21 protein-coding genes are annotated in these 21562 nt (G+C 59.7%); 11 read left to right on the forward strand and 10 right to left on the reverse strand.

Annotated elements, in window-relative coordinates; all coding sequences use genetic code 11:
- Window positions 1–11: 11 nt before the first annotated feature.
- The gene (locus C7534_RS00575) at window positions 12–863 is read right to left on the reverse strand and encodes a CAP domain-containing protein (RefSeq protein WP_109784619.1); all 852 of its coding nucleotides are present in this window, start codon (window positions 861–863) and stop codon (window positions 12–14) included.
- A gap of 139 nt (window positions 864–1002) precedes the next feature.
- Between C7534_RS00575 and C7534_RS00580 the strand changes: the two genes are divergently transcribed.
- On the forward strand, window positions 1003–1623 hold the full coding sequence (locus C7534_RS00580) for a cell wall hydrolase (RefSeq protein WP_109784620.1): 621 nt from the start codon (window positions 1003–1005) through the stop codon (window positions 1621–1623).
- A gap of 27 nt (window positions 1624–1650) precedes the next feature.
- Here the strand turns inward: C7534_RS00580 and C7534_RS00585 are convergent, their stop codons facing one another.
- Window positions 1651–2145, reverse strand: a complete 495-nt coding sequence (locus tag C7534_RS00585) for a PaaI family thioesterase (RefSeq protein ID WP_109784621.1) — start codon at window positions 2143–2145, stop codon at window positions 1651–1653.
- A 100-nt stretch (window positions 2146–2245) separates the two neighbouring features.
- Complete coding sequence (locus C7534_RS00590; RefSeq protein ID WP_109784622.1) at window positions 2246–5740, reverse strand: hypothetical protein; 3495 nt, start codon at window positions 5738–5740, stop codon at window positions 2246–2248.
- Window positions 5741–6029: 289 nt separating this feature from the next.
- Between C7534_RS00590 and C7534_RS00595 the strand changes: the two genes are divergently transcribed.
- The 7 genes from C7534_RS00595 to C7534_RS00625 all read left to right on the forward strand — a co-directional run bounded on the left by C7534_RS00595 (window position 6030) and on the right by C7534_RS00625 (window position 14571).
- A complete protein-coding gene (locus C7534_RS00595; RefSeq protein ID WP_109784623.1) occupies window positions 6030–6962 on the forward strand; it encodes a GlxA family transcriptional regulator in 933 nt (310 codons plus the stop codon).
- A gap of 104 nt (window positions 6963–7066) precedes the next feature.
- A complete protein-coding gene (locus C7534_RS00600; RefSeq protein ID WP_109784624.1) occupies window positions 7067–8035 on the forward strand; it encodes a nitrilase-related carbon-nitrogen hydrolase in 969 nt (322 codons plus the stop codon).
- Between the two features lie 111 nt (window positions 8036–8146).
- Window positions 8147–8488: a hypothetical protein gene (locus C7534_RS00605; RefSeq protein ID WP_077430312.1), complete on the forward strand. Its 342-nt coding sequence runs from the start codon at window positions 8147–8149 to the stop codon at window positions 8486–8488.
- A 95-nt stretch (window positions 8489–8583) separates the two neighbouring features.
- Window positions 8584–9840 (forward strand): TolC family protein, encoded by a 1257-nt coding sequence (locus C7534_RS00610; RefSeq protein WP_109784625.1) that lies wholly within the window; start codon window positions 8584–8586, stop codon window positions 9838–9840.
- Window positions 9837–11057: an efflux RND transporter periplasmic adaptor subunit gene (locus C7534_RS00615; protein WP_109784626.1), complete on the forward strand. Its 1221-nt coding sequence runs from the start codon at window positions 9837–9839 to the stop codon at window positions 11055–11057. The genes C7534_RS00610 and C7534_RS00615 overlap by 4 nt, the downstream gene beginning before the upstream one ends.
- Entirely contained in the window at window positions 11054–14212 is a 3159-nt protein-coding gene (locus C7534_RS00620; RefSeq protein WP_109784627.1) for an efflux RND transporter permease subunit, read from the forward strand. The genes C7534_RS00615 and C7534_RS00620 overlap by 4 nt, the downstream gene beginning before the upstream one ends.
- On the forward strand, window positions 14209–14571 hold the full coding sequence (locus C7534_RS00625) for a copper-binding protein (protein WP_046027655.1): 363 nt from the start codon (window positions 14209–14211) through the stop codon (window positions 14569–14571). Before C7534_RS00620 ends, C7534_RS00625 begins: the two co-directional genes overlap by 4 nt.
- A 53-nt stretch (window positions 14572–14624) precedes the next feature.
- Here C7534_RS00625 and C7534_RS00630 read toward each other — a convergent pair whose 3' ends face one another.
- Genes C7534_RS00630 through C7534_RS00640 form a run of 3 tightly spaced genes read right to left on the reverse strand, consistent with a single transcriptional unit; the run spans window position 14625 to window position 16140 of the window.
- Window positions 14625–15323, reverse strand: coding sequence for a dienelactone hydrolase family protein (locus C7534_RS00630; protein WP_077430308.1), 699 nt, complete (start codon window positions 15321–15323; stop codon window positions 14625–14627).
- A 55-nt stretch (window positions 15324–15378) separates the two neighbouring features.
- On the reverse strand, window positions 15379–15894 hold the full coding sequence (locus C7534_RS00635; RefSeq protein WP_046027652.1) for an HvfX family Cu-binding RiPP maturation protein: 516 nt from the start codon (window positions 15892–15894) through the stop codon (window positions 15379–15381).
- A 57-nt stretch (window positions 15895–15951) separates the two neighbouring features.
- On the reverse strand, window positions 15952–16140 hold the full coding sequence (locus C7534_RS00640) for a hypothetical protein (RefSeq protein ID WP_109784962.1): 189 nt from the start codon (window positions 16138–16140) through the stop codon (window positions 15952–15954).
- A 282-nt stretch (window positions 16141–16422) separates the two neighbouring features.
- On the opposite strand from C7534_RS00640, the gene C7534_RS00645 reads away from it, so the two are divergent.
- Both C7534_RS00645 and C7534_RS00650 read left to right on the forward strand, forming a co-directional pair.
- Window positions 16423–17925 carry an aldehyde dehydrogenase family protein gene (locus C7534_RS00645; RefSeq protein WP_109784628.1) on the forward strand — a complete coding sequence of 501 codons (1503 nt, stop codon included), beginning with the start codon at window positions 16423–16425 and terminating at the stop codon, window positions 17923–17925.
- 58 nt (window positions 17926–17983) lie between these two features.
- Entirely contained in the window at window positions 17984–18319 is a 336-nt protein-coding gene (locus C7534_RS00650; RefSeq protein WP_046027647.1) for a BON domain-containing protein, read from the forward strand.
- A 60-nt stretch (window positions 18320–18379) separates the two neighbouring features.
- On the opposite strand, the gene C7534_RS00655 is transcribed toward C7534_RS00650, so the two are convergent.
- Window positions 18380–19039, reverse strand: coding sequence for a carbonic anhydrase (locus tag C7534_RS00655; RefSeq protein ID WP_109784629.1), 660 nt, complete (start codon window positions 19037–19039; stop codon window positions 18380–18382).
- A gap of 144 nt (window positions 19040–19183) precedes the next feature.
- Complete coding sequence (gene cynS / locus C7534_RS00660) at window positions 19184–19651, reverse strand: cyanase (protein ID WP_109784630.1); 468 nt, start codon at window positions 19649–19651, stop codon at window positions 19184–19186.
- 120 nt (window positions 19652–19771) lie between these two features.
- On the opposite strand from cynS, the gene cynR reads away from it, so the two are divergent.
- A complete protein-coding gene (cynR, locus tag C7534_RS00665; RefSeq protein WP_109784631.1) occupies window positions 19772–20677 on the forward strand; it encodes a transcriptional regulator CynR in 906 nt (301 codons plus the stop codon).
- Here cynR and C7534_RS00670 read toward each other — a convergent pair.
- Window positions 20663–20962 carry a hypothetical protein gene (locus C7534_RS00670; RefSeq protein WP_109784632.1) on the reverse strand — a complete coding sequence of 100 codons (300 nt, stop codon included), beginning with the start codon at window positions 20960–20962 and terminating at the stop codon, window positions 20663–20665. The genes cynR and C7534_RS00670 overlap by 15 nt on opposite strands.
- Window positions 20963–21104: 142 nt before the next feature.
- Window positions 21105–21434 (reverse strand): hypothetical protein, encoded by a 330-nt coding sequence (locus C7534_RS00675; protein ID WP_077432160.1) that lies wholly within the window; start codon window positions 21432–21434, stop codon window positions 21105–21107.
- Window positions 21435–21562: the final 128 nt, after the last annotated feature.

Raw genomic sequence — 21562 nt, forward strand, 5'->3', positions numbered from 1 at the left:
GACCGACTCGGCTACTGCGTACCGAACATGGCCGTCCAGTAAATCCCCGAATCGCTTTTCGGGTCCACCGCGTAAGCCGCGCCCAATTCACGGAACTGCGGATTCATCAGGTTGGCGCAATGACCGGGGCTGGCCAGCCAACCGTCGACGACCTTGCGCACGGAGTCTTGCCCGGCGGCGATGTTCTCGCCGATCTGCTGATAGACATAGCCCGCCAGTTCCGCCCGGTCTCCCGGCGTGCGACCGTCGCGGTCCTTGTGATCAAAATAGTTGTTGTTGGCCATGGCCCGCGAGTTGGTTTCGGCGGCGGACGCGAGGGTGGCGTTCCAGGCCAGCGGCGTGGTCGCGGTAAATGGCTGGCCGCCGCACTGACGGGGTGTACTGCGCGCGGCGTTGAGCTCGACCAACAGCTTCTGGCCTTCGGCGGCGGCATCACCCAGGCGCGCGGTCAACAGGGGGCGGGCGAGCACGATGCGCCAGTCGGTGCCTTGGCGGCTGACGCCGATGTCGATGAATTTCGGGTCCAGCACCACCTGGCAGAAGCTTTCCTGTACCGCCATCATCGCCGCTTGCGCATCACGCGGGCCTTTCAGGGATATCGCTTGCACGTTGAACATCGGATACGACGCACGCACCATGGCCTGCTGCAAGTCGACCTGTCCGCTGGCCGGCAATACCAGACGCGGATCGCTGGTCAGCGGAGGCAACTCCGGCGAGACCTGACCGCCGCAACGCTGCGACAGGCTGCGAAAGGCGTTGATCGAATCGGCCAGTTGCGTTTCTTCGGACGCCATCGCCGTTGCGGCAAGCATCAGACCCAACGACAACCCCGACAAGCGCAATGCGGATGATAAGACGTGCATGGAAACCCCCTTGGACGGACTGCGCCCATGATGCGCGAACTCCCCCGGTACAAGGCAATGGCTTTTTGCAGTTTGTTGCTCAGTAGTTGACATGATTTGGCTACTACACTGTTCCGACACCTCCCAGAGTGTTTTCACCATGTCCAGCAAATGGATAGCCGTGCTTCTCACTGCTGTGCTTTTCGCCGGTTACGTCATCGCGGATGAGCAACAACAAAAAAAGCAGGTGGCGGAAGGCAAGGCGCAGGTACTTGAACAAAAGGCGGCGGAGAAGGGCAGTGATGCGCCGGTGCCCAAGTCCGAGACCATCACCCCGTCCGAAGTCCAGGCGGTCGACCCGGCCGGCAAGGCCCCGTTGGACGATGCGATTACCTGCATGGCCCGCTCCATTTACTGGGAAGCCAAAGGCAAGGACAAGATCGACATGGAAGCGATTGCCAATGTGGTGATGAACCGCCTCGGCCATGAGGGTTTTCCCGATACCGTGTGCGGGGTGGTCAAGCAAGGCTCCGAAACCAAAAGTTGCCAGTTCTCCTGGTGGTGCGACGGGAAGTCGGACTCGGTCCAGGAAGAAAACCAATATGGGCTGGCCAAGGAAATCGCGCGCAAGGCGCTGAATAAGCAGCTACCGGATCGCACCGGCGGCGCGATGTATTTCCACGACAAGACGGTGAAGCCGGTCTGGGCCAAGAAGTACATCAAAACGGCGAGCATCGGCTTGTTCGTGTTCTACAAGCCGCATGACGGGTCGGCGAAGTAAATTGGCCGACCCTGAGGTTCAAGCGCTCTACACTTCGCGACCATGCGCCACAGCGGCCAGTTGGCCGGTATCGACCCGGACAAACACCGAGTCGCCCACTGCCGTGAGCACGTCGTCGGCGTACACCTCGCAAATCACCCGGCTCTTGCGCCCGACGTCACCCTCGACCCTGGCGCGCAAGGTGAGCGCAACGCCCATCGGTGTCGGTTTGATGAACTTGATGCCAAGGCTGCCGGTGACGCAGTCGATACGCGGCAGTGAGCCAGGCTCGCGGTTTTCGGCCCGATAGTGGTAAGCCATGGCGGTCCAGTTCGAGTGGCAATCAACCAACATCGCAATGAGCCCGCCGTACACCAGATCCGGCCAGCCACAATATTTGGCCTCGGGCAGGTGCTCGGCGACCACGTGTACGCCATCGGCATCCCAGCGGCTTTTGACGTGCAGCCCGTGAGGGTTACGGCTGCCGCAGCCGTAGCAAACGCCATCGGGTGCGGCGCTGTCCTGCATGGAAATATCGAACATGGTTGTCCCTTGTTGTGCTTGAAGTCCGTTGCGATTAAACCGCTGGAGCAGGGGGAAGTCCATTGGCGTCATGCGCTCGGTGGAACGCCCTGATGGGACGTCAGAACTTCGCGTAGTTCAACGCATCGACAATGGCGGAGCCGCCAATACCGGTCAGCGACAGCAACAACGCACGAATCAACGGGTCTTCGGAGTAGCGGGAGAACGAACCGGTATTGAGCGTCGCGATGCGGTCGCGGATCATCTGGAATTTTTCGTAATAGCCCGGCTTTTTGGGGGTCTCCAGCAGATAGGCATCGATACGCTGCAGTGCCAGCGTACGAGCCTTTTCGGCCGCCCGACGCAGCGACAGTGCGGACGCGAGCAGGATCAGCGTGGTCAGCAGGAATGAAATGACCACGCTGGGGGGCGTCGGCCAGTTGTCGAACAGGCTGCTGCGCGATGCCAACAGAATCAACATGACCACCGTCGGGGCATAGATCAGGCGGCTGACCGCTGAGGTGCGCTTGGCGATCAGTTGCAAATCCACCCATTCATCGATGCAGGGGTGTCTGAGAACGCCAAAGATTTTCCCGTGTTCCTGCTGCAGCTTTTCGGGCCAGATCGCGTGGTGATTGCTCAGGTGCCGTATGAATCGTGTCAGCAGCAGGTTGGCATCCACGACCCAGAACACCAGCACCTGGAACGCCAGGGTCGGGATCAGCCAGACGAACATCCACATCATCGATTGCCCGCGCACCGGAACCTGTTCCATTGGCCAGATCACAAACAAGACGCTGGTGACCACGATGAACACCCAGGTCGCGAGCAGAGCGCGCAAGAGGCGGGCGCCGAACGCTCCGCAGATGCAGTGCTCACCCCAGAAGCGTGCGATGGAAATCATTTTTCGTTCGTCGTCGCAGTTGGCCTGGATAGTTGTACAAGTCTTTGACCAGTTGTCATTGGTACTGACCAGCGGGAAAAAAATCAGCAGCAGGAAATACCCAAATTCATTGCACCAGCGACGAAAGTTCCAGCGCCTGCCTTTATGGAAAAAGTGCAGTACCTGGCGGCACAACCCCAATCGATACCTGCGCATGAATGCGTGCAATTGATAGGTGCGTTCTATCTCGACCCTGTTGACGCGCAGGTTGCGCCAGCCCCATGCCAGTGCCGAAAGCGAGATCAGCACGGCGGTGACGCGCAGTCCCACCGTCGGCCAGGCACTGATGCCTTCAAACAGGAACATCGGCTCGCCGAGCCCATAGTTCGTCAAGGGGCCGCGCTTTTGGTACGCCAGCATCAACGCGAGGACAAATACGACGAGGGGGACGACGATGTACCACGATGGGGAATCGTACACGCCGCTGCTGGCGCTGGCCGTCGCGTTATTGTCTTGTGCCAGCCGCTCGAGGCGACGGATCCGGTTTGAGGTGATGATGCCCAGCAGGATCAGCAAAAACGTGCCCCAGAGAAACCCGACATACCAGAAGTGGGTGGCGATAAATGCACAGGCTACCGCGATCATATACAGCGTCATGGGCACGCCGCGTGCCCAGGCCAGCTTCGTTTGTGTGGCCATTTCCGGCCCCGAGATCCAGCGCCAGACGACGAACCCGGCCAGTAGAAGAAGGACAAACGTCAGCGGGCCGGCCAAGAAAAGCGATTGAGTTCTTTTGAAGTGCTCGCGCACTGACTTGGAGGTTCCAGGGTAGGACAGGGGTGACGGGTCCTGAAGGCAGTCTAAGGACATCAAATCGTGCGGATGTATTTCTTGATCCGAACGGTTCGACTCGGACTGTACGTTGCATTTCTGTGTGCGCTTTTGGTCTATCGGGCTCGCCAGCGGAATAAAACCGTTGATGCCCACCTCATAAATGCCGGGCAATAGCTTCGATGTTGAATAGTCGAATTTCTCTCGCTTGTCATGGAACGATTGCGGCGCCAATGCCGCCTGAACGGCCACAAACACCGAACTTTGCAGGCTGTCGCGAAATGGCGGCACGTCTTGTTGCAGAGCGCGCGTCAGCGTCAGCCCATAAGGCGCCGCCAGTACCAGGTTGCGGGTGGTTTCCGCCTGACCTCGTTGCAGCATGCGCGCGTCGAGGTCCGTGGAAAAATACAGTTTGTAAGGCATTCGACTCTTGAGCGCCTGTAACACCAAAAGTTTGTCGTAGGTATCGACACCTAATATGCCGATTGCGCCAATGCCGGGCATGCCGTCTCGTCGATAGGCTGCGTCCTCGCGTGCGATGTGGTCGGCAAGGCGTCTCAGGTAGTCGAGCTGGGAGTTTCCATCGGCTTTCTCCAGTGGGCTGAGGTCAATTTTGCCGGCGTCCTTGTTATTTTTGCTGGCATCGCTGCTGGCGGTTTTGTCATTGCTCGCGGCTTCCTCGGGGAGGCGTCCGTCGAGGCCCCGTAGATAGCTGAAACGCAAAACCCATTTGTCGACAAATGCCTTGTCGCCTTGTTCACTAAACCCTGCATTGTCGGCAACCCAGGTCTTGAAACTTTCGATCAGTGCGCGGCTATAAAAGCTGTCCCATTCGGAAATCAGTGCGATTCGGTCTGGCGCAAGCGACCAACTGCTCTGTACGCAAGTTTTTCCGTCTCGCTGCAAGCCGCCTTCTTTATTGCAATGCAGGCTGGTGGCCGGATCAACATTGCGCAGCTTCAGTTCCGCCAGCATCAATTGCGCCATGGTGCCGTCGTCGTTGACGGTTCGCAGCAGCTTCATGTCGTATTCGCGCGGTGGCGGCGGGTCGGGAACATTGAGGTGGTTAGTCAGTGTCAAATTGTCCGCAGTGGCCAGGGGCGAGTAGATCTCGACATTGGGTGTTGCCCGGGCGTTGGCGTCATCCTGATACATAGCCCGCAGCACGGTTGAAGTGGCGGGGCCGATGACTTTCAGCACAGTACGATTGTCAGGCACGCCTGTGCAGGCCAATGGGTAACTGCTTTCGAGAGTGCTACACGCCAGGCTCTGGCGCAGCTTTTCCAGTTGCTGCAATGGCTGTGAACCCAGTGCGTCTTGTTTCAGCCAGAACACGATGGTCTGCTCGGCGGGCTGGGGAGCGCCTTCAAGAGATTTTGGTGGATCGAATGGATTGGAAACGAATATTTCGTAGGGCACATCGATGAAGTGTTGGTCCGGCGAAGGATCAACCGACAGATCGGCCGCCAGTCTCAAACAATGGATGTATTGCTCTTGATCCGGCACACGATGAGAGTTTTTAAACCCGGCAAGCAGAGCATAACGAGTGCGGCGTCGGCGTTCGACTTCGTCAGCGTAGGGGCCACCTTCCACCAGCGAAACCATGATGTCGGGCGGGGTGGGCGCTCCGGGCGGCGGGGAAACCCTGGGCGCGCATAAATTCGCGGCATCCGGACTATCGATGTCGTTAAGTTTCTTGCGATAACGCTCCAGCGCATCAAACGGGTCCTGCCATAACCGCGCTTCGATCGGCAACTGCGCTTGAAATTGTGCACCGATGGGGCGCGGTTCAAGGAACGGTTCGCGGGTCAGTGCAAACGTAGAGACGACCAGACTGAAGATGACTGCGCTGCCCGGCAGCCAGAACGCCAGGTTAGTACCGGAATCCTTGTTGCTGTCCATGGCCCATCCCTCGAATGGCCGACGCTACTAGGTTATTTATAGACCTGTTTTACAAGTTGGTTTTGTTGAGTGCTTAGTTCTTTTAGTTGAGCGTGTTATTGCCCTGTAAGTTGTAACGTGGCCAATACACAAGTATGAAACTTAACGCGAAATAGAACGGGTTGAGGAAGTTGCATAACGGCATTGTTCGATCCATTGATCGCAAAGCCTGTTGTCCAGAATGCCAAGTGGCGTAGAGTCCACCTTTTATGGCCTGAAACCCCTTATGCCACTTTTAAGGTCGTCAGCCGTGCACAACATCGGACTCATCGTTTACCCCGGCTTCCAGGTACTCGGCCTCGCCATGTGCGCCACTTTCGAGCTGGCCAACAACACTACCACCGAGCCGGTGTACAGCCTTTCACTGCTGTCCGAGCACGGCGGCACGGTGCAGACCTCCGCCGGTTTCGGCGTGGAAACCAGCGCTTTCGATCAGCGCACTTTCGACACGCTGCTGGTGATGGGCGACAACGTGATTCGTCCGACGTCGCCCGGCGTGGTGGCGTTTTTGCGCAGCGCCAGCCAGACCACTCGCCGTATCGGTTCGATCTGCACCGGCGCCATCGCGCTCGCCGAGGCCGGTTTGCTGGACGGGCGGCGGGCGACCACGCATTGGTGCCATGCGCCGGCCTTGCAACGGGCGTATCCGAAGGTGCTCGTCGAGGAGGACCGTATTTTCATCAACGACGGCAACCTCTGGACCGCCGCGGGCATGAGTGCGTGTGTCGACCTGGCCCTGGCGTTGGTGGAAAAAGACCTCGGTGCTGACGTGGCGCGCACGGTGGCCCGGCAACTGGTGGTGTATCACCGCCGCGCAGGGGGGCAGTCGCAGTTTTCGGTGATGCTGGAACTCGAACCGAAGACCGACCGCATCCAGGCGGCATTGACCTACGCCAAGCAACACTTGAAGTCGGCGTTGTCGGTGGAGCAATTAGCCGAGGCGGCCAATCTGAGCCCTCGGCAATTCAGTCGGGTGTTCCAGGCCGAAACCGGGCAATCACCGGCCAAAGCTGTCGAAAACCTGCGGGTAGAGGCCGCGCGGCTGATGATGGAAACCGGGCGGCACGCCATTGATGTGGTCGCCACCGAAACCGGTTTTGGCGACCGTGAGCGCATGCGTCGGGCGTTTATTCGCGCGTTCGGGCAGCCGCCGCAGGTGATTCAGCGCGCGAACCGGACGTGATAATCGGCATGTCCTAAAAGGTGGTGTATTCGGCATTTAAGACAAAATATGATTGCCGTAATCTTTATCTCGTTGAAGCCCAAACCCTCAGTGAGATCACCGCCATGACCATTGTCAAAGCTGCTGCCGTCCAAATCGCACCTGTGCTCTACAGCCGTGAAGGCACTGTAGAAAAGGTGGTTAACAAGATTCGCGAACTCGGCGAGAAGGGCGTGCAGTTCGCCGTTTTCCCGGAAACCATCGTCCCGTACTACCCGTATTTTTCTTTTGTGCAGGCGCCTTTCAAAATGGGTGCCGAGCACTACAAATTGCTCGATCAGGCGGTGGTGGTGCCTTCTGCGACCACCGATGAAATCGGCAAGGCCGCCAAGGAGGCCAACATGGTGGTGTCCATCGGCGTCAACGAGCGCGATGGCAGCACCCTGTACAACACGCAGTTGCTGTTTGATGCCGACGGCACCCTGATCCAGGCCCGGCGCAAGATTTCGCCGACCTATCACGAACGCATGATCTGGGGCATGGGCGATGGCTCTGGCCTCAAAGCGGTGGACAGCGCCGTTGGCCGCATCGGGCAACTGGCCTGCTGGGAACATTACAACCCGCTGGCGCGTTACGCCCTGATCGAAGACGGCGAACAGATTCACGCCGCGATGTACCCCGGTTCATTTGCCGGTGAACGGTTTACCCGCCAGATGGAAGTCAGCATCCGCATGCACGCCCTGGAATCGGCCTGCTTCGTGGTCAACTCGACGGCCTGGTTGTACCCGGAACAACAAGCCCAGATCATGGCCGACACCGGCTGCGAGATCGGTCCGATTTCCGGCGGTTGCTACACCGCGATCATCGATCCGCAAGGCGAAGTCATCGGCGCGTTGACCGAAGGCGAGGGCGAAGTCATCGCTGACATCGATTTGTTCGAGATCGAGATCCGTAAACGTCAAATGGATGGTCGCGGTCACTACAGCCGTCCGGAAATCCTCAGCCTGAACATCGACCGCACACCGCATCGCCATGTTCATGAACGCAATGCCCAGCCGACGTTGGCGGTGGCTGCACCAGTGGAAGAGGTGTGACCAGGTAAACGTACTGGCGTGCCGGGGCTGTCATCGCGTGCAGCTCCGGTTACGCCATTTTTTGTTGTCCGGTATTTGAACCCGCAGTGGCCTGCGCTAGACTCCAGCCCCATGAAACGCTATCTGCGGTTTTGCCTGATTTTCCTGATCAGCCTCGCGCTTCCCCTGAGTGGAATGGCGGGCGTTTCCGCACCTGCAGAACCTTGTCCGATGAAAACCATGGACATGTCGATGATGGGTGACATGGGCATGGACTGCTGCCAGGACATGAGCACCGCGCCAGACCATGGCAAACCTTGCAAGCCGGGTCAGGAGTGCAAGACCGGTGCCCTTCTGCAAGTCTCGATCATCAAACCTCCCGTTAATCTGTTCAGCCCTGTGATAGCCACATTCTTCGCGGATGCGCTGCCTGTCCAGACCCCGTCCGGGGTATGGCGACCCCCTCGCGCCTAATTCCTGTTCCACGTTGAGCCCCATTCCGCCTGTGCGGGATGGCGTTGCTGCGCGCCTGTTAAAGCGCGCCGCGGATCATGACAGGAATTCAAGACATGAAACTCATGTGCTTTCGTACGGGGTGGCCGCTCGCGGCGGCCCTGGCGGCAAGTGTATTGGCGTTGCCGTGCGTCGCTGCCCCACTGACCCTCGATGAAGCCTTGCGGCTGGCCGATAACAACGCGCCGTCGCTCACCGCTCAAGCAGAAAAACTCCAGGCGGCCCGAAGCGCCGCGATTCCTGCCGGTGAATTGCCCGACCCGAAGCTGTTGCTGGGGGTGCAAAACTTTCCGGTCGGCGGCCCTGATCGGGGCACGCTGGACCACGACTTCATGACCATGCAAATGGTCGGTGTGATGCAGGAAATGCCCAGTGGCGACAAGCGCCGGGCGCGCACCGAAGTCGCCGAAGCGGCTGTAGACCTGGCCGCTGCGCAAGGGCGGGTCGAGCGCCAAACTGTGCGTCAGGCCACGGCGCTGGCCTGGATCGACAGTTATGCCGTCGAGCTGAAACACGCGCTGTTCCAGGAATTTTATCGCGAGAACCGTCTGCTGGCCGACATCGTTCGCGCGCAGATTGCCAGCGGTCGTGCGCAACCGGCCGATGCCGTGACGCCCAGGCAGGAAGCGGTGCAACTGGAAGAGCAGCAGGACCAATTGACGTTACAGCGAGCCCAGGCGCGTGCGGCGCTCAAGCGCTGGATCGGTCCTGCGGCCAATGAGCAACCCACCGGCAACTGGCCGCAATGGCCCATCGATACCTCGGGTTATGTGCACAAACTCGAGCATCACCCGGAGTTGGCAGCGTTCGCGCCCATGACCCGGCAAGCGCAAGCCAAAGTCCGCGAAGCCGAAGCCGAGAAGCAATCCGACTGGAGCTGGGAGCTCGATTACCAGAAGCGCGGGCGTGAGTTCGGCGACATGGTCAGTGTGCAATTCACCTTCGACCTGCCGCTGTTTCCCGAGACGCGGCAGAACCCGAAGATCGCTGCCAAACGGGCCGAGCTCAATCAACTTGAAGCCGAGCGTGAGGCGTTGACTCGCGAACACACCCAGCAACTGGAGGCGCAATTGGCCGAGTACGAACGCCTGGACCGCGCGGTGCGTCGCACACAGGAAAGTGTGTTGCCGCTGGCCACGGAAAAAGCCGAGTTGACCCTCGCCAGTTACCGGGCGGGCAAAAGCGATGTGTCAGCGGTTGTCGCTTCCCGGCGTGAACTGATCGAGGCCCGCTTGAAGCAGATCGACATCAACGAACAGAAAGCGCTGACCAGCGCCCGGCTGTATTTCGCCTACGGGGAGACTGGCCAATGAGCCGCATAAAAAGCGTGGCAGGGTTTGCAGGCGCTATCGCGCTGGGCGGTCTTGGCGGTTATTGGTTCGCTCATCAATCTGCAACGACGAATCAAGGCACCATGGCCGGGGACGAGCGCAAGGCTTTGTACTGGTACGACCCGATGTACCCGCAGCAGAAATTCGACAAGCCCGGCAAGTCGCCTTTCATGGAAATGGAGCTGGTGCCGCGCTACGCCGACGACACGGCCAATACGGCCTCCCTCCAGATCGACCCGAGTGTGACGCAGAATCTCGGTCTGCGGCTGGCGACAGTCAGTCGCGGCACTCAGTCATCGAGCCTTGAGGCTGCCGGTGTGCTGGCTTACAACGAGCGGGATGTGGCGGTGATTCAAGCGCGTACGCCGGGTTTCGTCGAACGGGTTTACGCCCGTGCGCCGGGCGATGTGCTCAAGGCGGGGGCGCCATTGGCGGACATTCTGGTGCCGGAATGGGCTGGCGCCCAAGAGGAGTTTCTGGCGCTCAAACGCCTGGGTGATCCCGGTCTGTTGGCTGCCGCCCGGCAACGTCTGCGCCTGACGGGGATGCCGGCCGCGTTGATTGACCAGGTTGAACGCAATGCAAAGGTACAGTCGAGCCAAACGATCACCACGCCGATTGCCGGGGCGCTACAGGAACTGAACGTGCGCGTCGGCATGACCCTGGCCGCCGGAGAAACACTGGCCCGGGTCAATGGCCTGAACAGCGTCTGGCTGACGGTGGCGGTGCCGGAATCGGCCGCAGGGTCAATCCAGACCGGTCAAACCGTGGAAGCCCGGCTGGCGGGGTTCCCGCAGGCGGTGCTGCACGGGACGGTCAGTGCGATCCTGCCGCAAGTCACTGCGGACAGCCGCACGGTCAGTGTGCGCATTGAACTGCCTAACAGCGAGGGACGCTTGCGTCCCGGGTTGACGGTGCAGGTGCGTTTGCAAGGCGCCACCGACACCACGTTGCAGGTGCCGAGTGAAGCCTTGATTCGTACGGGCCGGCGGGTGCTGGTGATGCTGGCCGAAGAGGGCGGGCACTACCGTCCGGTGGAAGTGCAAGCCGGGCCGGAAAGCGACGGCCAAACGGCCGTGCTCAAGGGGTTGGAGGAGGGCCAGCAGGTGGTCACGTCGGGGCAGTTTCTGCTCGACTCCGAAGCCAGCCTCAAAGGCATTGTCGTGCAGCCGCTGGAAAAAAGCGGAGGCCAGCCATGATTGCCGCACTGATCCGCTGGTCCGTGGCCAACCGTTTCCTGGTGCTGCTGGCGACGCTGTTCGTCACGGCGTGGGGCGTGTGGTCGGTACAGAGCACACCCATCGATGCGTTGCCGGACCTGTCCGATGTCCAAGTGATCATTCGCACACCGTATGCCGGCCAGGCGCCGCAAATTGTCGAGAACCAGGTGACCTACCCACTGGCAACGACCATGTTGTCGGTGCCGGGGGCGAAGACCGTTCGCGGCTATTCCTTTTTCGGTGACAGCTTTGTGTACGTGTTGTTTGAGGATGGAACCGACCTGTACTGGGCACGTTCACGGGTGCTGGAATACCTGAGTCAGGTGCAGAGTCGTCTGCCCGCCAGCGCCAAACCCGCGCTGGGACCGGACGCCACCGGGGTTGGCTGGATCTTTCAATACGCGTTGGTGGATCGCAGCGGTGGTCACGATCTGGCGCAACTGCGGGCCTTGCAGGACTGGTTCCTCAAGTTCGAACTCAAGACCTTGCCCAATGTCGCCGAAGTCGCCACGGTCGGTGGCATGGTCAAACAGTATCAGGTGCAACTCGAGCCTTTGAAAATGGCCAGTCTGGGGATTACTCAGGCGCAAATCACCGACGCCATTGGCAAGGCCAATCAGGAAACCGGTGGCGCCGTGCTGGAGTTGGCCGAGACCGAATTTATCGTGCGGGCTTCGGGCTATCTGAAAACCCTCGATGACTTTCGGGCCATTCCTCTCAAGCTCGGTGTGGGGAGCGTGCCCGTCACCCTTGGCGATGTGGCAACCGTTCAACAGGGACCGGAAATGCGCCGTGGCCTGGCGGAACTCGACGGCGAAGGCGAGACCGTCGGCGGCGTGGTGATTTTGCGCAGCGGCAAGAACGCCAGCGAAACCATCGCTGCGGTCAAGGCCAGGCTGGATGCGCTAAAAAGCAGCTTGCCCGCGGGTGTGGAGATCGTCACCACGTACGACCGCAGTAAATTGATCGATCGCGCCGTGGAAAATCTCAGCCACAAGTTGATCGAAGAATTCATCGTCGTGGCCCTGGTGTGCGGGATTTTCCTCTGGCACTTGCGCTCCGCGCTGGTGGCGATCATCTCGTTGCCGGTGGGGGTGTTGATCGCCTTCATCGTGATGCGCCATCAAGGGATCAACGCCAACATCATGTCCCTGGGCGGGATCGCCATCGCCATTGGCGCCATGGTCGATGCTGCCGTGGTGATGATCGAAAACGCCCACAAGAAAATCGAAGCCTGGCACACGGCTCATCCGGGCGAAACCCTGACGGGTGAGCGGCACTGGCAGGTGATGATCGATGCGGCGGTGGAAGTGGGGCCGGCGCTGTTCTTTTGCCTGCTGATCATCACGCTGTCGTTCATTCCGGTGTTCACACTGGAGGCGCAGGAGGGGCGTCTGTTCGGTCCGTTGGCGTTCACCAAAACCTATGCCATGGCGGCTGCGGCAGGGCTGTCGGTAACATTGGTGCCGGTGTTGATGGGTTACTGGATACGGGGACGGATCCCCAATGAACAACAAAACCCGCTCAACCGTTGGTTGATCAGGCTCTACCAACCGGCGCTGGACGCGGTGTTGCGCCGGCCAAAGATCACACTGCTGGCGGCGTTGCTGGTGTTGGTCAGCGCGGTGTGGCCGATGTCGCGCCTGGGAGGCGAGTTCCTGCCGCCGCTGGACGAAGGCGACTTGCTGTACATGCCCTCCGCATTGCCGGGGTTGTCAGTACAGAAAGCTGCGCAACTGCTGCAACAAACCGATCGCCTGATCAAGACCGTCCCGGAAGTCGAGCACGTGTTCGGCAAGGCCGGGCGCGCCGAGACCGCCACCGATCCGGCCCCGCTGGAGATGTTCGAAACCACCATTCAGTTCAAGCCCCAGGATCAGTGGCGCCCCGGTATGACCCCGGAAAAACTCGTGGAAGAATTGGATCGCGTGGTCCGTGTGCCGGGGCTGACCAATATCTGGATTCCGCCGATTCGCAACCGCATCGACATGCTCGCCACCGGCATCAAAAGCCCCATCGGGGTCAAAGTTGCGGGCAATGACCTGGCGCAAATCGATGCTGTCACGCAAGGCGTGGAGCGGGTCGCCAAAGGGGTGTCGGGTGTCAGCTCTGCGCTGGCCGAACGATTGACCGGCGGGCGTTACATCGATGTGGACATCGACCGTAAGGCGGCCGCTCGTTATGGGCTGAACATCGCCGACGTGCAATCGATCGTGGCGGGTGCCATCGGGGGTGAAAACGTAGGAGAAACCATCGAGGGGCGCGCGCGGTTCCCGATCAATGTGCGTTATCCGCGAGAGTGGCGTGATTCCCTTGGCTCACTGGAGCAATTGCCGATCTACACGCCTCTGGGCAGTCAGATCACCCTCGGCACGGTGGCGAAAATCAAGGTCACGGATGGGCCTCCGATGCTCAAGAGCGAAAACGCCCGGCCCTCCGGTTGGGTGTACATCGATGTGCGTGGGCGGGACATTGCGTCAGTGGTCGCCGATTTGCGCCGGGCCGTTGCTGAACAGGTGACGTTGCAGCCCGGCATGAGCCTGAGCTACTCCGGGCAGTTCGAGTTTCTGGAGCGGGCCAATGCGCGGCTAAAACTGGTGGTGCCGGCCACGCTGCTGATCATTTTTGTCCTGCTTTATCTGACCTTTGCCCGTTTCGACGAGGCCTTGCTGATTATGGCCACGCTGCCTTTTGCACTCGTGGGCGGAGCGTGGTTCCTCTATGGGCTGGGGTTCAATCTTTCGGTGGCCACCGGCGTTGGCTTCATTGCGCTGGCCGGGGTGTCTGCCGAGTTTGGCGTGATCATGCTGCTGTACCTGAAAAATGCCTGGGCTGAGCGCGAAGACGCTGGCGACCGGACAGAACACGGGTTGGTGGCAGCGATTCGTGAAGGTGCAGTGCAGCGGGTTCGACCCAAGGCCATGACCGTGGCCGTGATCATTGCCGGCCTGTTGCCGATTCTGCTGGGCAGTGGCACCGGCAGCGAGGTCATGAGTCGCATCGCCGCGCCCATGGTCGGCGGCATGATCACCGCGCCCTTGCTGTCACTGTTTGTGATTCCGGCGGCGTATCGCTTGATGCGCCGTCGTCCGCTCCTGTCAAAAAACCCTAAAGCTCAAGGAAACGCCCAATGAAACTGACTCTGATCGCAGTAACAAGCACGGTGATTGCTCTTTCTCTTTCTGCCCACGCAGCGGATATGCCCGGCATGAAGATGGATGACATGGCCATGGACGGTCAGCCGATGAAGGCGCAAACAGCGCAAGCACCGGTTGCCAAGGCGGCGGGTACCGTGAAGTCAATCGACAGTGCCAAGCACACGGTAACCATCGCCCACGGTGCCGTACCCGCGGTGAAGTGGCCGCCGATGACCATGGGGTTCAAGGCTACAGAGGCGCAATTGGCTGCGGTGAAGGTGGGGGACCAGGTGAACTTCGAGTTTCAGCTTGAAGGGGCGACGGCGACGATCGTATCGATCGATGTAGCGAAGTAGCGCGTGGCGAGCCCGGTGGTGCGAAGGTCATCCGCACCACCGGTTCGTTTGCGTCAGAGCTCCTGACCCAGGAAAATCAACGTATTGCCATGCGCCTCAGCCGCTGCGCGCTGGTTATAGCTGTCGCGGTGCGAGCAGTTGAAGCCGTGTTCAGCTTCCGGGTACACGACAATTTCCACGTTATCGTTGGTGTCGAAACGCTCGGCGATTGTCTCCACGGCTTCCAGCGAAATATGGCTGTCTGCTTCACCGAAGTGCATCAACAGCGGCACTTCGATGTCATCGGCGCGGTCCAGGTGATTCTGGATACCGCCGCCGTAATAGGCAACCGCCACATCCACATAGCCATTGGTGGCGGTGAGGTAGGACAACAAACCACCGAAGCAATAACCGATGGAGGCGATGCCGCCGTCCAGACCTGGTTGCGCATCGAGGGCGTCGATGGCCAGTTTGATGTCGGCCTGCGCCTGGGTGATGTCGGTGGCGTTCATCAACTCGACGGCGCGCTTCCAGCCGGCTTCGTCGTAGGTCAATTCGATGCGATGGCCGCTGCGCCAGAACAGGTCCGGCACGATCACCAGATAACCATCAGCGGCGTATTGTTCGGCGACCGAGCGGATGTGCTCGTTGACACCGAAGATCTCCTGGATCAATACGATTCCAGGGCCATTTTGAGTATGCGGAATGGCCAGGTAAGCGCCGAATTTACCGTCGTCGCTGTCGATCTCGATCCATTGGGTGGTTACGCTCATGGTGGCTCCTGTCTACGCAAGTGAGGTGTAGGGTGAAGCTTGCCACGGTAGCATCTCAACGATTGTGACGGCGCCAGAAAAATCGCGCCAGCAGCGTATCGAGGCTCAGCTTGCCGGCACCCGAGAGCAACAATGGCATCAGGGCGGCGAGGTAGATCAGCGGCAGTTTGAAGTTGCCGTGACCTTTGTTGCTGATGGCGTAACCCTGGGCAAGCTCACTCAATGTAGACCAATCGGCCGGCCAGTGAACGGCAGCGGTGGCGACAACCGTGACCACCATCAGACTGATCGCCGATATCCGCGTGCCAAGGCCCGCCAGAATGGCGAGTGCGCCAATCAGCTCGACCCACATCGACAGTTCCCAATTCAGCGTGGCCGGCAACTGGTCGAATGGAAACGGAAAACGGTCCTGGATATCGGCAAACCAGTTTTCGCCGTTCCATTTTTCAAGGCCGGACTCAAAAAATTCCCAGGCGATGAACAACCGCAAGGTCAGGGGCGCGAGCCAGCTGCCGGCACGGTCGAGGTTCAGGTGCAGGCCTTTCACGGCCGAAGAAATTGAAGTGTTCATTGGCATGATTTCCGTCTGGTCAGGAATGCGGGGCAACGGCGTGCCCCGCGCGATGGGTTACTCGCTGGCGCCGCACTTGCCTTCGGCGGGTTTTTCCGACGTGTCGGCATGAGCCTGGCTGTAGCCGTGCGTCAGTTGTTTCATGCTGAACGCTTCGGATTCGGACGCCGAAGCGACGTTCGACAGGGCCAGGCCACCCGCGATGAGCAGGCCGAGGGTCAGGGAAGAAGTCGAGAGTTTGAACATGGTGATACTCCGTAGCTTGAGTGAGTTGAGCGCTTTGATCGGCGTGGCCAATCGACTGGCGTAGTTCATCAAGCGGGTGTATCTGCGATGTGTCGTTGCAGCGGGGTTTTATGGGCGAGGTGTGTCAGGAGGCTGGCTGTACACACACTGATACATAGCCACAACACACAGGGGATTTGTGGTGGGTTTGAGGTTGTGTGGTGCCGGCCGGTCCGGCGCGTGACGCTCCGGGCAATTTCCTATACATTTTCCGGCCGCCCCCCTGCATGGTGAAACCGCTTCATGTCTCTTGCGCTCGAACGTCTAGTCGCTGGCACGCCGATTCCTTTTGCCGGTAATCGTGTCACGGTCGTCAGCCCCGAACTGGCCGCGCGGTTTCAGCCCGGGGACCACCTGCTGGTGGAGCAGGTCAGCGGCGAATTGTTGCTGATTCCGGTGGCCGACCAGCAAGCGGCCAGCGTGGCGATCGAGCGAGCAGAAGCCGCATTCACCGCGATGTCAGCGGTGTCGGATCAAGCGATCAGCACCTTCTTCGACCTCTTTGCCCAGCGTCTGGAAACCCCGCAATGCTGGGACTTGATCGCGGCCGCCAACCTCGCCGACATCGAACGGGCCAAGGCCCGCGGGCGTTCCACCACGCGTTTGCTGGCCGATGAGCGCATGCGCCGCGACATGATCGCCGGCCTGCGGGCCTGGCGCGATGCGCCGGCCTCACGCGGCAAAGTGATCAGTTGCGTTGAACATGACGGCTGGAAAGTCGAACAAGTGGTGTCGCCGCTGGGCATCGTCGCGTTTGTCTTCGAAGGCCGACCGAATGTGTTTGCCGACGCCGCCGGTGTCTTGCGCACCGGTAACACCGCCGTGCTGCGCATTGGCAGCGATGCGTTGGGCACCGCCCAGGCGATCGTCACCCATGCATTGAATCCGGCATTGAGCGACGCCGGGTTGCCGGTCGGCGCGGTATCGCTGGTCGAAAGCGTCAATCATGCGGCCGGTTGGGCGATGTTCGCTGACCGGCGTCTGTCCCTGGCCGTGGCCCGAGGTTCAGGGCGTGCGGTCAGTCAATTGGGCAGCATCGCTCAACAGGCGGGCACCGCCGTCAGCCTGCATGGCACTGGTGGCGCCTGGCTGATCGCTGACAAGGACGCCGACGCGACGCGTTTCGCCGCCGTGGTGCGCAATTCTCTGGACCGCAAGGTCTGCAACACGATGAACGTCTGCCTGATCCAGCGCGACCGCGCCGCCGATCTGGTGCCGTTGTTTCTCGATGCATTGCAACAAGCCGGCAGCGCGCGGGCCCAGGGCTGCAAATTGCACATCGTCGAAGGCAGCGAGTCGTGCTTGCCGACGCACTGGTTGAGTGCGAGCGTCGAAGTATTGCGCGCCGAAGGTTACCGGACCGAGGCGATGGCCGAGCCACTGCCGGAGGATCAATTGGGTCGCGAGTGGGAATGGGAAGAAACCCCGGAAGCCAGCTTGATGATCGTCGATGACCTGGACCGTGCCATTGCCTTGTTCAATCGCTACAGCCCGCAGTTCACGGTGTCGTTGATCAGTGAGAATGACGCGGCGCATGAGCGTTTCTACAACGCGGTCAATGCTCCGTTTGTCGGTAACGGCATCACGCGTTGGGTCGACGGGCAGTACGCCTTGAACAAGCCGGAGTTGGGGCTTTCGAACTGGGAAAGCGGCCGGCTGTTTGCGCGCAGCGCGATTCTCTCGGGAGACGGGGTGTTCACGGTTCGTAGTCGCATGACGCAGACCGCTTTGTCGGTCAAACGCTAGGCGAGGGGCACACTATAATTAAGGTGTTTGCTCCTTCGTTCTGAAAGAGGGATACACCATGAAACTTCGTTCCTTCGAGCAATATTCTCATCACCTGGAGTCGGTCGCCCACGATGCATGGCTGACGACCCGGGTGAAATCGGTCCTGGCCATGGACGATCCAACCCTGGGACTGCAAATTCACGTCAAAACCCATGCGGGCACGGTGGCGTTGAGTGGCCGGGTCACTACCCATCGGCAATGTGAAAAGGTCGTTGCACTGACTCGTTCGGTTCAGGGGGTTGTCGATGTCGATGCCAGGGAGTTGCTGACTCACGTATTCACACCCGGCAGTTTTCCCGAACCACCTGACGCCGAAGAACGCAGTGAGCGTCGGCCACCGGATGACAAATGAGCCTGATGATCCCATCAGCAGCGCTCCTGTAAGCCAGGAGCGCTGCGCAGGGGAGGCGCATCAGGCGGCTTGTACAGTTTTGCCGTAAACAGCGCAGGTAGCGGGATGTTCTGCCAGCGACACGAAAGTGCGGCTGCTGGCTTCCAGAGCGTCAATCGAACCGGTCTCGATGTCGTAGACCCAGCCATGCAAATTCAACAGGCCTTTTTCTTGCGCCAGGCGCACGCTCGGGTGCGTCTGGATATTGGCCAGTTGCGCGATGACGTTTTCCCGGACCATTGAACTCACCTTCGCCGCGTCAGTGGCGTGAGGGCGGGATTGGTTGATGACTTTTGCCGACTCGGCGTGCTGCAACCAGCCGCTGACCGCCGGCAGGTGATCCATGCATTTACACGAGGCGATGGCGGTCATGGCGCCGCAATCCGAATGCCCACAGATCACAATGTCGCTGACACCGAGCACCGCAACCGCATATTCAACCGTGGCTGACACACCGCCGGGGTGCGGGCTGTATGACGGCACGATGTTGCCGGCGTTGCGGATGACGAACAATTCACCGGGTTCCTGCTGGGTCAGCAGTTCGGGGACGACACGGCTGTCGGAACAGGTGATGAACAACGTGCCGGGATGCTGGGTGGTGGCCAGGTGTTTGAACAAATCGGTGCGTTGTGGAAAGGCTTCGTTCTGAAACTTCAAAAAGCCGTCGATGAGCGCTTTCATGGTGATGTCCTCACTATTGTGTGTAGCAGCTGTCGAGCCTGCGAGGCTGCGTTCGGCTGCGAAGCAGTCGCCGGGATTGGCGAAGACTGCGTCTTCGGACGCAGCCTCGCGGGCTCGGCAGCTGCTACGGGGTTAGGGTGTTGGTTAGAACGGGCGCAGTGGCAGGAACTTGCCGTCGAGGGTGATCACCGCTCGGGAGCCACCTTCCGGGTCTTCGACTTTCTTCATGTCGAGCTTGAAGTTGATCGCGCTGATGATGCCGTCGCCAAATTGCTCATGAACCAGGGCTTTGAGGGTGGTGCCGTAGATCTGGATCATTTCGTAAAAGCGGTAGATGGTCGGGTCGGTCGGGACACCCGTGAGGCTGCCGCGCAGCGGAATGATCTGCAGGCGGGCCACGGTGTCGGCGTCCAGGTCGAGTTTTTCGCCAATCACTTTGGCAGCGGTTTCCGGCAATGGATGCTGGCCGAGAAGGGCGGCGGTGACATAGGCCAGGCCCAGGCCGGTGCCGTCAGTCAGGTCCTGCCAGGACAGATTTTTGCGGGCCTTGGCATCGAGAATCGAGGTGGTCAGGGCCAGACTCGGGTCGTTGTAAGCGTGGGACTGTTGCATGGTGATTCTCCTGTCGGCGTGGTGTCGCTTGGGTGTGAAGCCATCTTCTGCCGATTGACTCATAGCGTCCAAGATCGATATACAATGCTTTGCATAAGTCCTGCCTATAGATGAAGAGCCATGCTGCTACGACATTTGCGTTACTTGCTGGCCGTCGCCGACCACGGCGGTTTCACCCGGGCCGCCGAGGCGCTGCATGTTTCCCAGCCGACCCTGTCGCAGCAAATCCGCCAGCTTGAAGAAACCCTGGGGGTCAGCCTGTTCGACCGCACCTCGCGCACCGTCAAGCCGACCGATGCAGGAGAGGCCTATATCGAGTGCGCCCGCCGCGTATTGGTTGAGCTGGACGCCGGAAAACGTGCGCTGCATGACGTGAAGGACTTGTCTCGCGGCACCTTGCGCCTGGCCATGACGCCCACGTTCATGGCGTATCTGGTGGGGCCGTTGGTGCGCGATTACGTGGCGCGGTATCCGAATATCCATCTGGAGATTTTCGAGTTGTCGATGGACGACATCGAGGCGGGGTTGGCGGATGACTCGCTGGATATCGCCATCGCGTTCAATGACGTCAGAAATGCCGACATCGAGTCGATTCCGGCCTTTACCGAGACGCTGGGCGTGATGGTGGGGCAGGGGCACCCGTTGTATGACAGCCAGGTCGCATTGCCTGCTGAAGAGCTCGCTCAACTGGCGTTTGCGCTGTTGACCCCGGACTTCGTCACCCGCACCCGCATCAATGAGTATTTTGCTCAGGAACAGATCACCCCCAAGGTGGTGATTGAGGTCAATTCTGTCAGCACGTTGCTGGAGGTCATTCGGCACACGGCCATTGCCACCATCCTCCCGGAGGCCATCGCCAGCCAGGAGCGCGCGCTGCGCAAGATTCCATTGCTGGGGGCGGCGCCTACCCGTGGGGCGGCGATGCTTCGTCGTAAAAACAACTACCACAGTGCGGCGTCGGTGGCGTTCATGAATCTGGTGTTGGGGACGCCTGCGCTGGCGTCAACGACCTCAATCTTCCACTGACTGGCACATGACTTTGCCGCTTTTGCTGGTGGCAGACACGACGACGGAATCGTCTTCGGCAAGGCTGATTGAAATCGTGACACCCGAACCCGTGGTTTCGAAGTGGCGATCATCGACGGCTTTGGTTTCGGCTTCTTTGTTGTTAATCAGTACCGGACCATCCTGATCCGCATGAACCGTAACGTTTGCGGGGCAGTCCGCATCGAATGGCGGGATGCCGGGGGTGGTGTTTGCAAGTGCGGCAATTGCAACCGGAAACAGCAGGAATGTCAGGGGGTTTTTCATTGCAAGCCTCCATAAATCCAGCAGCGCATACCGATAACCATAGCTTCATTTACGGCGCACACGACAAACAAAAAAAGGCCCCGCTCGATATGACGAGCGGGGCCTTTTAATTTAGAGACGCTGGATAGAACCGTGGGGAGTATCAGTAGAACCGATCAATCACCCGAACTTCGTTCTGGTTTTGCAGCGATGCCCAGGCCTGTTTCAGCGTTTGCAGAACATTACCGATGAAGTCCTTGTCGGCTGCGGCTTTCTTGCCGACATAGCCATGGCCGCGACGGTACATCTTCAGTCGGGCCAGCAGGTTCTGGTTGTTCTGATCGAACTCCGCTTCGTGAGCATGAGGCGACAGGCAGTCGATATGAACCTGGCCCGATTTGCTGATCCACAGGATGTGGCTGTCGTGGCTGTCTTTTTGCGCAGCGAACATACGAGCCAGTTCATCGATAGTGGGTTGGTTGTTCAGATTCATAATATGCCCCTTGACCATTTGGTGATCTTTCAAAGTTGATTCGCTAATACAAGTAGCCCATCGGTTAGTTGATCCCTGGCACCGAAACCAGGACGTCAGCGGTCGGCCGTTGAATTCAACGAGGTCGC

The organism is Pseudomonas sp. OV226 (genome assembly GCF_003148705.1).
GTDB lineage: Bacteria > Pseudomonadota > Gammaproteobacteria > Pseudomonadales > Pseudomonadaceae > Aquipseudomonas.